Source organism: Variovorax rhizosphaerae, from assembly GCF_037889975.1.
Lineage (GTDB): Bacteria > Pseudomonadota > Gammaproteobacteria > Burkholderiales > Burkholderiaceae_C > Variovorax > Variovorax rhizosphaerae.
Genome location: NZ_JBBKZT010000006.1, coordinates 171,381 through 185,308 on the forward strand (window position 1 = coordinate 171,381; position 13,928 = coordinate 185,308).

A 13,928-nucleotide genomic window follows, 5' to 3' on the forward strand; every position below is an offset into this window, starting at 1 on the left:
TCCAATGCATCAGGACAGACCGCTCTCAGGGAATCTGGCTTTGCCACCTTGCTTGACCCTGGGGGGCTGGAATGTCGAAGACATTTCTCGAGGGCGCTCAAAAGCTCTTCTGCGCCTGCACATAGAAGCGCGGGTCGCGCTTGCCGCCGTCGGTGGTGGCGCGCGGCGTGCCGTCGCGCCATGCGAGGGTGGCGTTGATCGAGAAGTTGCCGGGCCGTGACCACGACACGCCGAAGCCGGCGCCGCGCAGGCTGTGCCAGGTGCGGCCGTCGAAGAGGGTCGGCCCCTTGACCGTCTTGCCGCGCGCCGCGTCGTAGAACAGGAAGGGCGTGATCTCGTCGTTGAAGGACCAGCGCCATTCGGCCGTGCCGATCAAACCCTGGTCGACCAGCACCTCGCCCGAGGGATAGGCCCGCACCGCGCGGGCGCCGCCGAGCGCCAGCTTCTCCGAGGCGTCCAGGTTCTTGCTGGCGAACTGGCCGCCCACGGAGATGTAGAACGAATGCCGCGGAATGATCGCCTGCAGCCGCGAGATCTGCGCCGTGAGCTTCGTGAAGTTGCCCTCGGTGCGGTGCCCGGCCTCCAGGCTGTCGTTGAGCTTGCTGGTCGGATCGCGCAGGCTCAGGTCGCCCATGTAGAGGTTGCCGGAGCTGGCCGTGTAGCCGCCGCCGAACAGCTCGTCGCGCCGCTCCCAGGTCCAGCCCAGCCCGAAGCCCTCGATGTGCTTGTGCGAGGTGACGTCCACGGCGCGGTACTCGTCGGTCAGGTCCTTGCGGTCCACCGACAGGCGCAGGAACAGGTTCTGCTGGCGTTGCCGGATCAGCGGATAGCTCAGCGAGAAGTCGTACACGTTGGCCACGCCATGCGCGTCCAGCGGCTCGAACTGCCCGCCGAGCTCGTAGTTCACCCGCGCGATGCCCAGGCCGGCACGCACGCCGCTGGTGCCGATCGGCGCCTCGTACGACAGCCGGCCGAACTGCAGCTCGTTGCTGTTGGACAGCAGCACGCGCGCATCCAGGTTGTCGCCGATGCCCAAGGGGCTGAGCCAGCGCACCGTGCCCCCAATGCGGTAGCGGCCCGACTCCTCGGTGCCGTGGTTGTCGGCCTCGGCCTGGAAGGCCCAGCGCCGCGCCGGCGTGACCTCCACCGTCAGGTCGCTGGTGCCGGGCGTGAGGCCTTCCTGCAGGCCCGAGCCCACGCGCGAGCCGGGCTGGTCCGACAGCAGCAGCATCGCGCGCTCGTAGCTTTGCGCATTGACGGCCTGGCCGGGCACCAGTCCCGCCAGGAAGCCGCGCACGCGCGCCTCGCTGATCGGCGCATCGGGGGCGACCAGCACGTCGACCGTGCCCAGCTTGCCTTCGATGACGCTGATCTCGACCACGCCTTCGCGCACCGTCTGCACCGGCACCACGGCGGTCGCCAGGAAGTAGCCGCGCGCGCGGTACAGGTCGGTGATGGTCTTGGCGAGCGCCTCCAGGTCGGCCAGCGCCACGTCGCGGCCGATGTAGGGCTGGGTGGCGGACTTGAGCTCATCGGCCGACAGCGCGTTCGCGCCGTTGAAGTGGATGTCGTTGAGGCGGAAGGTCGGCGCCGGGGCGGGGGTGCGCGGCAGGTTCTGCGGTATCGCCGCGCCGGCCGGGGGGCGCGCGGCCTGCGCGACCTGGGTGCTGTTGTTGCCGCTGTTGCCGCTGTTTCCGCTGTCGCCGCTGTTGCCGCTGTTGCCGCTGCTTCCGCTGCTGCCGCTGTCGCCGCTGTCGCCGCTGTTGCCGCTGTTGCCACAACTCCCGCAGGGATCGCTGGTGGGCAGCAGTTCGGTGTCCGCCGGGCCCGCTGCCGCCACGGTGGTCGCCTCCTCGGCATGCACGCGTTGCACCACGAACACCAGTGCGGCGCCGATGACAAGGCTGCAGGCCACGGCCACCTGCCGGCGCTTTGCGCGCAAGGGGAGCGAAGCAGGCGAGGCGGCGATCTTGTTGTTGTCCTGGACTTGCATGCTCAGCTTCCGACAGTCAGGCGCCAATTGCCGATGAGGTTGAACGGGGCCCAGAAGAAGGGGTGCGACATGCTGGGGTTCTTCAGCACGGCCAGTTGCCCGGCCTGCATCGCGCGCTGGATGTCGCGGCCCTTGGCCAGCTCGGCATAGAGCGCGGTCATCAGCACCTCGGTCGCGTCGTCGGACACCGACCACAGCGAGGAAATCAGGCTCGAGGTGCCGGCCGAGAGGAAGGAGCGCGTGAAGCCCAGCACCTCGTCGCCGGTTTCCACACGGCCCAGCCCCGACTCGCAGGCCGACAACGTGACCAGCGCGCTGCGCTGCAACGGCAGGTCGAGGATCTCGTGCGCTTCCAGGAAGTTCTGCTTGCCGCCCTCGTTGGCCAGCAGGATGCGCGAGTACAGCGGATCGATCTGGTCGGCCTCGGCATGCGCGGCGACGTGGATCAAGGGCGAGCGGCCGGCCGCCTCGCGGAACTGCGTCTTGGTGGCGGCGGCGCCCATGTAGACGTTGTTGCGCGGGAACGCGGCGGCGATCACCTTGACCTCGGCGGCGGCGCCCGGCAACTCGTGCTGGTCGTCGATGCGCGGATTGCCGAAGGCGGTGAGTTGCGCATCGACGCGCGGCGGCGTGCTCTGCGCCAGTTGCACGGCGATGCTCATCGAGGGCGCCACCGACACCGGATGCGTCTCGATCACGTACTGGTTGTTGAGCCGCAGCGCCTGGAACGGCAGGTAGTGCAGCGGGCCGTGCGGCACGAAGATCAGGCGCACGCCCGGTGGCAGGTTGAGCGGGGCGAGCAGCGCGGTGCCCAGCTTCTCGGCATTGACGACGGTGTTGCGGCGCGCGCGCAGCACCTGGTTGCGGAAGCCGTCGACCAGTTCGTTCAGCTCGTCGCGCGTGACGGCCACGCTGAAGGACTTGATTTCGTTCGGACCCACCACCCAGACCTGCAGCCGGTCGCGCAGTGAGTGGAACTCGACCACGCGTTCATCGGGCTTGAGTGCGCGCTGCAGCGTGGGCAGGTCGGCGGTGGCGGTGGCCTCGTCGCTGACACGGGCCCGTCCGCGCACCGCGTCGAGCAGTGCGCGCGAGCGGCTGCGCTCGCTGACCTCGAAGGCCGCGCGTGTGTCGCCGACGTCGCTGTAGATGTTCACGCCGCGCTCGAACACCTGCTGCAGGTCGGAGAACAGGCCCATCTTGAATTCCTCGCTGCGGAACTTGGAGCGCACGCCGTCGACGCTGGCGAGCGCCTTGCCCACGGCCACGGAGGCTGCCGCCTTGTCGCCGCGTGCCTGTTCGGCGCGCGCCACGCCGTCCCAGGCCCAGAGCTGGTAGTAGCCGGAGTCGGTGCCGACCGGGCGGGTGGTGAGCTGGCGGTACAGCGCCACGGCTTCGTCGGGCTTCTTCTCGGCCAGCAGCAGGCGCGCGCGGGTGCGGTCGACCTGGGCCGCGAGCTGCGGGTCCGCCGGCGGTGTGAGTTGGTCGAAGAGTTGCCGCGCACGTGCAGTGTCGCCAGACTCGATCAGCGCGTTGACCAGCGAGGATTGCACCAGCGGCGCATAGCGCTCGGAGCTGTTGGCCAGCGCGGTCTCGTAGCTGCCGACGGCGGCGGAATAGCTGCCGCGGCGCGTCTGCACGTCGCCGATCACCTTGTGGGCCGGGCCGACGACGAGCTTGGGGTCCCTGGATTCGTAGCGCAGCGATTCGCGCGCGAATTCCTCGGCCTTGTCGAGCTGGCCGGAGTAGCTGTAGACGATGGCCAGGTCGCGGTTGGCCATGGCCTGGAGGTCGGGGTTGTTGGTGGCCTGCGCCAGGTGCAGCGCCTTGCTGGCCGCGCGCACGCTCTGGCGGAACTCGCCCTTGTCGGCCAGCGCCACGGCCTGGCTGCAGTACTGGTAGCCGGAGAGCTTGATGTTGTCGTTCGCGTAGAGCACGGCACCATCGTTGCTCAGCGCAAGGATGGTGTCGGTGTCGGCGAGGCGGGCCTTCTCCTGCTGGGCGGCGATGGCTTCGGCGTCGCGCGCAGGTTGCTGGCGCGGGGTCTGGGCCGTGGCCCAGGGCATGCCGAGCAACGCGGTGGCGATCACGGGCACGGCCCACCTGGCCCTGCCGTGCCAGCACGACGGCGTATGCCGCTCAAGGCTTGTCAGCCATTGCATTTGACTTCCCCGGCGTGGGCCACTGCGGTCCGCTCACCGCTACTTGCGCGGTCCGAGTCCGAAGTGCCGAGCAACTGACAGGGGGGCGCTGACATCGAAGGCTCGTATGCAGCGAATGCCAATCGCCATCCAGGCGCTTCGTGAATCCAGCAGGCTCCTGCACAGATGATTCCGCGGTTGACCATGTGCTTTACTTTCTTTGCAAAAACACAGGGCGGAGGTTCTTGACCCTCGCGACGCTTGCCGCCGTCCGCTCTCGACTCCCTTGGTGCGTGCAATGGTCCCCTTCTTCCGAACATGGGGCATCACCAAGAATGAGTAGCTCATTTCCGTAGAAAACCGAGATCCATCGGTCTTTCGACCGAGGTCTTTCTTCTTTGGAAAGCGACGTGCGGCGACGCATGGTGTTTGCGGGATGTACGTCGCGAAAGGGTGAAGCGATGGACAGGCGGGCGGAGCGACTTGTCCCCAAAGGCTATTCCGCCCAAGCGTGCGGCGCTTGCCGCGATATCACCCGCACCGGCTACTCGCCACCGGCGCTGTCATCCGTGACCGTCGTGGCGGAGACCGGCGCGATGGCCGATGCGCTGACCAAGGTGTTCTTCGTTGCGGGGCCTGCGCAGGCGCGGGTGCTGGCGCATCGGTGGAAGGTCGATGCGTTGTGGGTCGACAAGGCTGGCAATTGGGAGGCCACGCCCGGTCTTCGCATCCAACAGGATTCCTAGGTCAGCCAGCCTGAGTTCGCGCCAACCCCAATAAAAGGGGCGCGAGGATACGCCTTGTCGACAGCAGTTGAAAGTGACAAAGCGCACTTCCATGCATTGCACTTGCACACTGCTCCATAGAAACAATTGCTTATAGATTCACCACATTGGGAACACGAACCTGACGCCATACGGAGGACTGTCATGACATCCATTTCGCGCCCTGTCCTGGATTGCCAGCACGCCGCTGTCGCCGGATGCCATCTTGCCGCGACCCGATCCCCGCGGTCGCGGACCATCCCGCCTCCCTGAGCCAACCTGAGACCAAGTCAGCCTGAACGGGCATCTCCATCGAGGTGCCCGGGGATCAGTTCGTTCAACGTTTTTCGAACATGAAGGAGCGTGCCATGGACACCAACGGCTGGGACACCATCTCGGTTCTCAACATCCAGCAGGTCAACACCCAGCTCAACACGCGGCTGGGTGCGCTGGTCATGACCTTCGACACCTCGTGGGTCGATGGCTTCTCGGGCACCTACACGGCAACCGGCAGCTTCGGCCCCTGGTCGATCACGGGAGGCTCGGGCTCCGACATTTATCTGACGCTGCCGATCACATCCGGCAGCCTGCAAGCGCAGGGCTCCACCGCCAAGCCGACCGACATCAGCGGCATGTCGGTCACAGTCATCGTCAACCTCGAATGGGTGCCCGCCATCGTCACGCCGCAAGGCAAGAGCCTGCAGTTCGCGCTGTCTTCCGTGACCGCGCCCAACACGCCAAGGCAGCCCGGCGGCATCTACGTCAAGTCGGTCAGCGACCCGCACAACACCGGCTTTGGCGCCGAGGTGGGCAGCGGCATTGCCAATGCATTGCTCGACAACAAGGACAAGATCACCTTCATCTTTGCGCAGACCGGCGTCGTCGATCTGTCGACCGCAACCTGGCTCGCGCCCAGGCAGTCGACCTACAGCTTCCACCAGCCCGGTGGGAGCAACGACCAGTACCTGGCCATCCTCAGCGTCGTCGACGACCGCGACATCTCCAAGCTCAGTTCCAACATCGATGCCGGCATCGCCTCGACTGCGTACCCGCTCTCCTTCGTCATCTCCGGCGACCTCTTCCTGCGGTACGTCATCCTGCCGTCGTTGACCAAGGCTTTCCCCGGCGCCAACGCCAGCACCTTCGCGTATGCCAACGGCCAGATCACCATGGCCCATGGGTTCGACCTCGACAAGGTGAAGTCCGGGGCGATCTGGTACACGCCGAACGTCAAGTCGATGGTGGTGACCATCAACGCCAACGCGTTGAAGAACGTCACGGGCGGCAGCGTCTACCTCGACATGCCCAACGCCTACCTGGACTTCTCGTCCACCACGAACAACGTGCTGACCTACGACGCGTCGACCAGGACTTTCGCGTTCGCCAAGGACCCCAACCCTTCGACCAGCACCAACGATCGCGTGCCCTGGTACGACTACCTCCTCACGCTGGGCGCGATCGGCGCCGCCATCACGGCCATCGTGCTGGCCGCGGTGGAGTCGGGACTGGCGGGCAGCCTGTCCGGATCGGCCCTGGCCGGCAGCCTGTCGGAGGCGCCGGCCACCTCGGTGACCTGGCAGGGACTGGACCAGATCACGGTCGCCGCGGGGTCCCTCAACGACTGTTTCATGCTGCAGGCGAACGTCGCCTGATCCACATCGCCAGTGCGTTCGCGGCGCGGCCGCCTGGCGTGATCCCACCGGTTGTTGCCGGAGCCTTGACTCGATGACTTGCCTTGTTTGAGAGGTAGAGATGACTACGACCACCACACCCACCCAGTGCGCCGCCAACCCCACGCCACCGGCGGCGGGACGCGCATCGACAAACAACTGGGACACGGCCTTCGCGCTGAACTTCGCCAATGCCAACAAGGCGATCAAGGCGCAGAAGAGTTCGCCGCCCTCCTTCACGGGAACCAAGCCGGGCGGGGGCTTCAGCGGACCGGCGATCAACGTCGCCGGCACCTTCGGCGACTGGCAACTGAGCGGCGGCAGCGGCTCGCTCGCGGAGCTGACCTTGCCCATCTCCGGCACAGCCACGGCACAGCAGACGCCGCCGGTGGCCCTGCCCTTCAACGGCTCCGCGGTCATCCAGATCTCGCTGCAGTACCTGCCACAGCCCGGCGCCAGCGTACCGACCAGCAATGCCACCGGCGGCACCACCAACGCGCTCAAGCCCAACCTCACGACGACCGACCCGGTGACGCAGCCGATCGTCTCGATCATCAGCCTCACCCTCAACCCCGAGGCGGCCGATGCCAAGGATGCCGTGTCGGACGTGCTGGAGGCCTGGCTGCTGGCCAACCTCGGCAGCTTCAACCACACCTTTGCCGCCATCGACCTCGGCGCCGTCGCCGACAAGGACCAGTTCCAGTGGCTCAACCCGACCACGGTCGGCTACGGCATCAACAACCCGGTGGGCGCCAAGCCGGACGACTACATCTTCGGCGTGCTGGCGATGACCGAGGGCCGCACCGGCGTCAACCTCGGGCACGACATCTCGCCCAACATCATCCCCACGGGGTGCAACGCCGGCTTCCTCATCTCGCAGGAGCGTTTCCTCAACAAGATCATGCTGCCTGGCATCGAGAAGCTGTTCCTCAACGCGAACAACAGCGACTTCAACGTGACGGCCGACGGCTCGACGATCACCAACCTCAACAAGGTGACCTTCCACGACTTCACCAGCGCGAGCAAGTCCGGTGAGACAGTGAACATCACGGGCGCAAACCTCGACGTCGGCAAGTTCACGCTGATCGCCAACGTCACCACCATCTCGATCAACTTCACCGACCTCAACTTCCCGTGGAACGGCGGCGACTACACGGTCCACATGGACTACACCGGGGAGTCCGAGCTGTACATGGATTCCGGCAAGCACTTCCAGGCATGCACGGTCGGCAAGCCGAGCCTGGCCGTGACGGTCACGCAGTCCTCGGCGTCCAAGTGGACCGACCTCATCGTGGGCATCGTCGAAGGCATTGCCTTCGCGGTCGTCGGCGCGGCGATCGGCGGAGCGCTCGGTCCGGTTGCCGAAGGCGCCGGGGAGGCCATCGAAGAAGGCGGCAGTGCGGCAGCCGACGCGGTCGAGGACACCGGCGACGCGCTGGAGTTCAGCGGCGACCTGCCAGCCGACGACGACATCACCAACCTCGACCAGGAAAACGCCGACGCCGATTCCGATGCCTCCGAGGAGGTGGAGAACGCCGACAACGAGTCGTACAAGTCCAAGTTCGAAGGCTTCTTTCGTCGCAACTGGCGAAAGATCCTCGGCATGGCGATCGGTGGCGCGGTCGGCGCCGCAGTGGGCAAGTTGCCCGACATCCTCGAGGCCTACTCCGAGAACGACCTCGCCAACATGCCCACGCTCGACGAGTTCGTCGACTACTCGGTCGCCCCGGTCGGCTGGCCGGGCCAGACCGGCTACACGCTGGAAAACCTCGCACTCAACGAGTCCCTGCAAATGGGTCTCAACGTCCAGATCGCATCTTCCTGAGGAGCCACATCATGACCAGCATCAGCACGAACAACTGGGACACCGCCTTCGGCACCAAGTTCAAGGACGCCAACGCGGCCATCGTTGCCCAGAAGAGCTCGCCCGCGTCCTTCACCGGCAGCCACTCCGTGGTCGGCGGGTCGGTCAACGTGACCGGCACCTTCGGCGACTGGCAATTGAGTGGCGGGTCGGGGTCGTTGTTGCAAATGAATGTCCCGATCACGGCCGGCACGGTGTCCGGCGCAGGCCAGGCACAGGCGCCGTATGCCGGGAGCGCCGTCATCCAGATCAGCCTGGGCTTCATCCCGCAACCGGGTCAGACCACGAACGATCTCAAGGTCGACACCAAGGCGCCCGCGTCGGTGCTCAGCCTCACGCTCTCCTCCGGGCCCGCCACTGCATCGGATGCCATCAAGGGCGCGCTGGGCGACTGGCTCAACGGCAACCTCGACCAGTTCAACCATGTCTTCGCGGCAGTGGACCTCAGCACCTCGGTCGACACGGGTGACTTCGCCTGGCTCAAGCCCACCTATCTCGGCTACGCGATCTACACCGAGAACTTCTCGAGCGTGGACGAGTGCCTCTTCGGCGTGCTGGCCATGACCGAGAACAGGACCGGCTCGCGGCTGTCTCCCGAACTCGATCCGGGGATCATTCCCGCCGGGTCGGACGCCGGCTTCCTCATCTCACCCACCAGCGTCATGCAGCAGATGTTCGAGCCCCATGTGGAGAACCTCTTCAAGGGCGACACGCCGGCCAGCTTCGACTACCTCGACGCCGGGATGACGCTCTACAACACCACGCCCCTCGGGCTGCCCGACTTCACCCTGTCCGACGGCCACAAGGTCACCGATGCATCGATCGACGCCGATGGCTTCAACCTGGCGATCGGGACGGGCTCGGTCGTCATCTCCTTCACCGGCCTGACCTTCACCTACAAGCCGGGCTACACCGTCACGGTCAACTACCGGTCGGTCAACGCGATGGCGATCGACAGCGACGGCCACCTGCAGTTGACGCCGACCGGCGCGCCGACCGTGTCGATGAGCATCTCCGAGAGTTCGGGGCAGAAGTGGAAGGAGATCTGGGAAGGCATCGGCATCAGCATCGCCGCGGCCATCGTCGGTGCGGTGATCGGCGGCGTGGCCGAGGCCGGGCTAGCGGCGCGCGCCGCGGCCAACGCGATCACTGCCGGCGTGGACGCCAGCGTGGACGGACTCGTGGACATCGAACTCGACACCGTCGTCAACGTGCTGACCCCCGAAGAGCAGATCCAGGCGGACATCGCCGCCTTGAGGTCGGCCGTCACGCAGTTGAAGAACGCGGACGCCGCGGTGGGCTTCGCAGGCTTTTTCAGGGCCAATGCGTTCAAGCTGCTCGGCGCAGCGATCGGCGCAGCAATCGGCGGCAGCGTCGGCAGCATCCCCGCGATCCTCGATGGCTACGCCGACGACGACAAGGACAAGATGCCCACCCTCGACGCGTTCGCGGCCAAGGCGATCGGCAGCACGCAATGGGCGCAGGGAGCGAGCTTCACGCTCACCTCGGCGGCGCTGAACAGTTCGCTGCAGCTCGGTCTGACCGCGAAGAAGTCCTGATCATGGCTGCGCCTGCCTCCACCTACGGCTGGGACATCGTCTACGCCACCCGGACGAGCGTCATCAACGCCGGGTTGGTCGATCCCGGCCCGCAGCCCTTCGACGAGACCGTCGTGCACGGCGGAACCTCGGTGCATGCCGTGGGCACCACGGGGCGCTGGCAGGTGACCGTGGGAGGAAGCGGCGCGCTGGTCAACTTCAGCGTGCCCTGCACTTCCATCACCCTCAGCAGCGGGAACAAGTCGGTGCAGTTCGATAGCGGGCAGTTCGAGGTGCAGGGTCGCCTCGAGCTCAGGCCGGCCGATGGCGGCAGCCAGCAGCTCGTCATCAGCACGGGGCCGGGTGCGGTGACGGTTCTCGTTGCCACCTTCCCGCAGCAGGGCTTCGAGGCGTATGCGGCCTATGCGACGTCGGCGCTGCAGGCCTGGCTCGACGCGCAAGCATCGCTGCCCTATGTGCTGGCGACGGTGGCGCTGCGCGACCCCGGCGCCAGCGGGCTCGGCGCCGTGCTGGCGCCCGTCAGCGCGACCTATGCCTATGTGGACGCGACCGGTGGCGGCGGCGTGCTGGGCATCCTCGGCAGCGTCATCAGCGGTGCGACGTCCGGCGCGCAGCTCTTGCAGGAGGTGTCGCCAGACGCCGTCGCGGCGAGCGATACCGCCCTCCTCGTCAGCGCCGACGTGCTCCAGCAACTCGTGAACGGCGCAGCGTCCGCGGTCAACCTGCCAGGGAGTTCCGCGTCCGCTTGCACGGTCCACGACCCCGTCTTGTTTCCTGTCGCCACGAAGGGTGTGTCATGACTACCACCGCACCAACCGCTGCTCCACCTGCCGCGCCCACCCCGAGTCCCAGCTCCGCGCCGGCCGCCAGCACCAACACCGGCCTCATGGCCGACACCTACGGCTGGGACACCGTCTTCGCGATCCGCGCGGACGACGTCAACGCCGCCATCAAGAACCTCGCGACATCCCCCAAGACCTTCAGCGCCTCGACGACCGACCCGCACACGCAGGCCACCATCCAGGTCAGCGGCACCTTCTCGGACTGGGCCATCACGCTGGGCGGCAGCGGCAAGTTGCTGCACATGAGCACGCCGGTCACGTCGCTCGTCGCGGCCGGCACCGTGAACGGCCAGCCGGTGACTTTCACCTACGGCGCGGGGAGCTTAGAGATCGAGGTGGAACTGGAGTACGTGCCGCACACCGACCCGCCGCCGCCCGGCGCGACGGGCACCTTCCACAAGCTCATCGTCAAGGCCACACCGCCGGCGCCCCAGCAGCAGGTCGTTACCGTCCTTGGCGGCTACGGGTTCGGCAACAGCACCGATCCGCAGCACCTGCCTTTCGCGTCCGTGTCCGACGACGTGATCGCGGCGATGCAGACCTGGTTCAACGCCAACCTCGGCGACTTCGAGCACGTCTTCGCGACAGTCAACCTCGGTCGCGACGCCGACCAGGGCCAGTTCGCCTGGTTGTTGCCGACGTACTCCAGCTATGCCTACATCGACGGCGCCACGCTCGACACCAGCATCCTCGGCATCCTCTGCATGACCGGCGGCCGCGACGGCACCGGGCTGGACCAGGAGGTGTCCCCCAACGCGATTCCAGGCGGTTCGCGGGCCGGCTTCCTCATCGCGCCGGAGCGCTTCGTCAACGAGATGCTGTGGCCCTCGATGCCGCTCGTCTACTCCGGCGCCGCGACGACCGACTTCACACCGCGAAGCGATGGCACGGGCCTGACCCTCGCTTCAGGTCCGGTCTCCATCAAAGACATGGTCGACTCCAGCGGCGCGCCCCACACGACCGTGCTGCAGAACTTCGAACTGTCCACCGCAGACGCGACGCTGACGATCGACGCCACGACGCAGACCGAGGTCTCGCCCGGCATCCAGGCCTTCACCCACAACGTCGCGTCCTACACGATGGAACTGCACAAGACGAGCCCGACCGTGCAGACCATCTACTACGTCCAATCCGGCAAGGTGACGACGGAGCACTGGACCGAGGAAAGCGAGGGCGTGAAGCTCACCAAGATCTTCGAGGGCATCGCAGCCGCGCTCATCACGGTCGCCGTCGGGGTGCTGACGGACGGGGCCGGTTTCGTCATCGCCGCAGCCGTGCTGGGCGTGCTGGCGGGTGTGGCCTCCAAGGTGCCGGACATCATTGCCGATGCCAATACCGACGCCGCGCCCTCGGTCAGCCTGCTCGCCTTCAACGCGGTCGATCCGCTTCAATGGAGCGACCAGAAGGACTTCACGCTGGACCAGGTCGCGCTGAACTATTCGCTGCAGATGGGTGGCACGCCGCACTTTGGTGGCGGGTCTTGAGCGGGCCACCCACAAGGCCGACCGTCCGACGCCACGCCATAGAGGAAGCGCTCAGGGCCGCCGCGGTTGAACGGCACGTCGGCGGCGCGGTTCTGGATGCAGGCCCAGTGGAAGGTCGGCAAGTCAGCCGGAAAAGGCCCGCCCCGTTGCACCGCAAGCTCCCACATGTCTAGCGTGCGCTCCGCCTCTGCCGGGGGGATCCGATGTGCCGCATGGTTGCCCCAGAAGTGCACGAAGAGATCGCGCCCGGGCCGGTACAGGCGGGGATGTGCCTGCAGGCCGTCGACCACCGAGACCCGCCGCAGATCGTCGGGTCGTTCCTGCAACGCCTCGATCAACGCCTCCTGGTCGCCGATGCCATCCCAGATGTCCCACGGACCTCTCGCAGGTGCTTGTACGAGGTGCGTCTTCGCATCTGCGCGACGCAGCAGGTCGAGCGTCCAATCGGACGAACGCAGGAGGAAGACACCGGTGTTGACAGGCCACCGAGCCCGGCCCATTTCGATGGGCACGCCGGCGGCGGCATGAACGCCGTCCATCGACTGGGTGACCAGGTCGAAGTCGCCGTCACAGAATCGTTCGATGCCCAGGTCGAGTTCCAGCACCAGCGCGTCGGAGTCCGCCCACAACACCCACTCGTGCCGGCCGAGGGTCTGCGCGAGCAGTGCGAGCTTGCCCCAGCAGGCAGGTCTTCCGCCCGGGAGCGGCGCCGAGTCGACGAGCGGGTAGCCATGGCGCCGGCACCACATCCGTCGGTTGACCAGGCCCATCTCGCCCAGCCGGTCGTACTTGGCCGTGAGGTTCTGCGCCGGCACGACGTTGAAGGTGGCGACCGCGACGTCAAGCTTCACGCCGCACCTCGGCGAGCGCGGGTGAACGACGGCCCAGGCGTGCGGCAAGCAATGCGGCGACGTGGTCGCAGACCTCGTGCGAGCCTCCCGCCGACGGGCGGACAAGGTCAAGGTGGGCGACGCTCGATCGGAGCACCCGTTCTTGCGGCACCGTCGACCCCGGCTTGAAGGGAGTGACCCAGCAGTGATCGCGGCTGAGCACGGCGTAGGCGTCGATTCGAGACGCCGGCCCGAAGCGGTCCCGCCACCAGGCCGCGTTGGCTTGCATTGCCGGCGCATCGACCTGGAGCATCCGGGTGATCGCGGACATCGGACCGTCCAGTGGGCTGTCAGGCCAGTCCTCGGGTGCGTCGAGCAGGATCAGCATCAGGCCGCCGTCCGCGACCGACGGCGGGCTGAACGCGGCGCGGCCCTGGGGGTTCAGCAGATCGGCCAGCGCGAAGCGTGCGACCAGCCCGCCGAGACAGTAGGCCACGATCACGAGCTTCTCGAAGGCGGGCAGCAACGATTCGCGCAGTGCTGTCGCGAACCCCGCCGAGAGGGACGACAGCGGTAGCAGCGACGCTGCGCTGCGCGGCAGCCCGAGGCGCGACGGATAGTCGACACAAAGCAGCGCATAAGGAGGCTCCGTCTCGATAAGCCGCGCGAGGAATCCGTCACCTCCTGCACCTGGACCCCAGGTCTCATCGGAGTCGGCTCCCAACCCGTGAACCAGCAACACCGCGCCCGTCGCATGTGGCGGGTGCCAGGCGACGGAAAG

10 protein-coding genes are annotated in these 13,928 nt (G+C 66.9%); 6 read left to right on the forward strand and 4 right to left on the reverse strand.

Translation table 11 applies throughout. From position 1 onward, the window contains the following. Window positions 1-97 precede the first annotated feature (97 nt). Both WKW82_RS14420 and WKW82_RS14425 read right to left on the reverse strand, forming a co-directional pair. Window positions 98-1,993 carry a ShlB/FhaC/HecB family hemolysin secretion/activation protein gene (locus tag WKW82_RS14420; protein ID WP_340342988.1) on the reverse strand — a complete coding sequence of 632 codons (1,896 nt, stop codon included), beginning with the start codon at window positions 1,991-1,993 and terminating at the stop codon, window positions 98-100. A 2-nt stretch (window positions 1,994-1,995) separates the two neighbouring features. Then, on the reverse strand, window positions 1,996-4,155 hold the full coding sequence (locus WKW82_RS14425) for a CHAT domain-containing protein (protein WP_340342989.1): 2,160 nt from the start codon (window positions 4,153-4,155) through the stop codon (window positions 1,996-1,998). A 440-nt stretch (window positions 4,156-4,595) separates the two neighbouring features. On the opposite strand from WKW82_RS14425, the gene WKW82_RS14430 reads away from it, so the two are divergent. From WKW82_RS14430 to WKW82_RS14455, 6 genes are all read left to right on the forward strand, one after another. Next, entirely contained in the window at window positions 4,596-4,880 is a 285-nt protein-coding gene (locus WKW82_RS14430) for an FAD:protein FMN transferase (protein ID WP_340342990.1), read from the forward strand. 386 nt (window positions 4,881-5,266) lie between these two features. Then, entirely contained in the window at window positions 5,267-6,550 is a 1,284-nt protein-coding gene (locus WKW82_RS14435; RefSeq protein ID WP_340342991.1) for a TULIP family P47-like protein, read from the forward strand. A gap of 100 nt (window positions 6,551-6,650) precedes the next feature. Then, complete coding sequence (locus WKW82_RS14440) at window positions 6,651-8,393, forward strand: TULIP family P47-like protein (protein ID WP_340342992.1); 1,743 nt, start codon at window positions 6,651-6,653, stop codon at window positions 8,391-8,393. A gap of 11 nt (window positions 8,394-8,404) precedes the next feature. Next, window positions 8,405-9,991, forward strand: a complete 1,587-nt coding sequence (locus WKW82_RS14445) for a TULIP family P47-like protein (RefSeq protein ID WP_340342993.1) — start codon at window positions 8,405-8,407, stop codon at window positions 9,989-9,991. Between the two features lie 2 nt (window positions 9,992-9,993). Then, a complete protein-coding gene (locus WKW82_RS14450) occupies window positions 9,994-10,791 on the forward strand; it encodes a TULIP family P47-like protein (protein ID WP_340342994.1) in 798 nt (265 codons plus the stop codon). Further along, a complete protein-coding gene (locus tag WKW82_RS14455; RefSeq protein WP_340342995.1) occupies window positions 10,788-12,317 on the forward strand; it encodes a TULIP family P47-like protein in 1,530 nt (509 codons plus the stop codon). Before WKW82_RS14450 ends, WKW82_RS14455 begins: the two co-directional genes overlap by 4 nt. On the opposite strand, the gene WKW82_RS14460 is transcribed toward WKW82_RS14455, so the two are convergent. Continuing rightward, on the reverse strand, window positions 12,269-13,168 hold the full coding sequence (locus tag WKW82_RS14460) for a glycosyltransferase family protein (RefSeq protein ID WP_340342996.1): 900 nt from the start codon (window positions 13,166-13,168) through the stop codon (window positions 12,269-12,271). The genes WKW82_RS14455 and WKW82_RS14460 overlap by 49 nt on opposite strands. Beyond that, window positions 13,158-13,889, reverse strand: a complete 732-nt coding sequence (locus WKW82_RS14465) for a hypothetical protein (RefSeq protein ID WP_340342997.1) — start codon at window positions 13,887-13,889, stop codon at window positions 13,158-13,160. Before WKW82_RS14465 ends, WKW82_RS14460 begins: the two co-directional genes overlap by 11 nt. Window positions 13,890-13,928: the final 39 nt, after the last annotated feature.

Excerpts from the sequence above, each read along its gene's own strand:
- WKW82_RS14420 (WP_340342988.1), bottom strand. The coding sequence starts at position 1,993 with ATGCAAGTCCAGGACAACAACAAGATCGCCGCCTCGCCTGCTTCGCTC.
- WKW82_RS14425 (WP_340342989.1), bottom strand. The coding sequence starts at position 4,155 with ATGCAATGGCTGACAAGCCTTGAGCGGCATACGCCGTCGTGCTGGCAC.
- WKW82_RS14430 (WP_340342990.1), top strand. The coding sequence starts at position 4,596 with ATGGACAGGCGGGCGGAGCGACTTGTCCCCAAAGGCTATTCCGCCCAA.
- WKW82_RS14435 (WP_340342991.1), top strand. The coding sequence starts at position 5,267 with ATGGACACCAACGGCTGGGACACCATCTCGGTTCTCAACATCCAGCAG.
- WKW82_RS14440 (WP_340342992.1), top strand. The coding sequence starts at position 6,651 with ATGACTACGACCACCACACCCACCCAGTGCGCCGCCAACCCCACGCCA.
- WKW82_RS14445 (WP_340342993.1), top strand. The coding sequence starts at position 8,405 with ATGACCAGCATCAGCACGAACAACTGGGACACCGCCTTCGGCACCAAG.
- WKW82_RS14450 (WP_340342994.1), top strand. The coding sequence starts at position 9,994 with ATGGCTGCGCCTGCCTCCACCTACGGCTGGGACATCGTCTACGCCACC.
- WKW82_RS14455 (WP_340342995.1), top strand. The coding sequence starts at position 10,788 with ATGACTACCACCGCACCAACCGCTGCTCCACCTGCCGCGCCCACCCCG.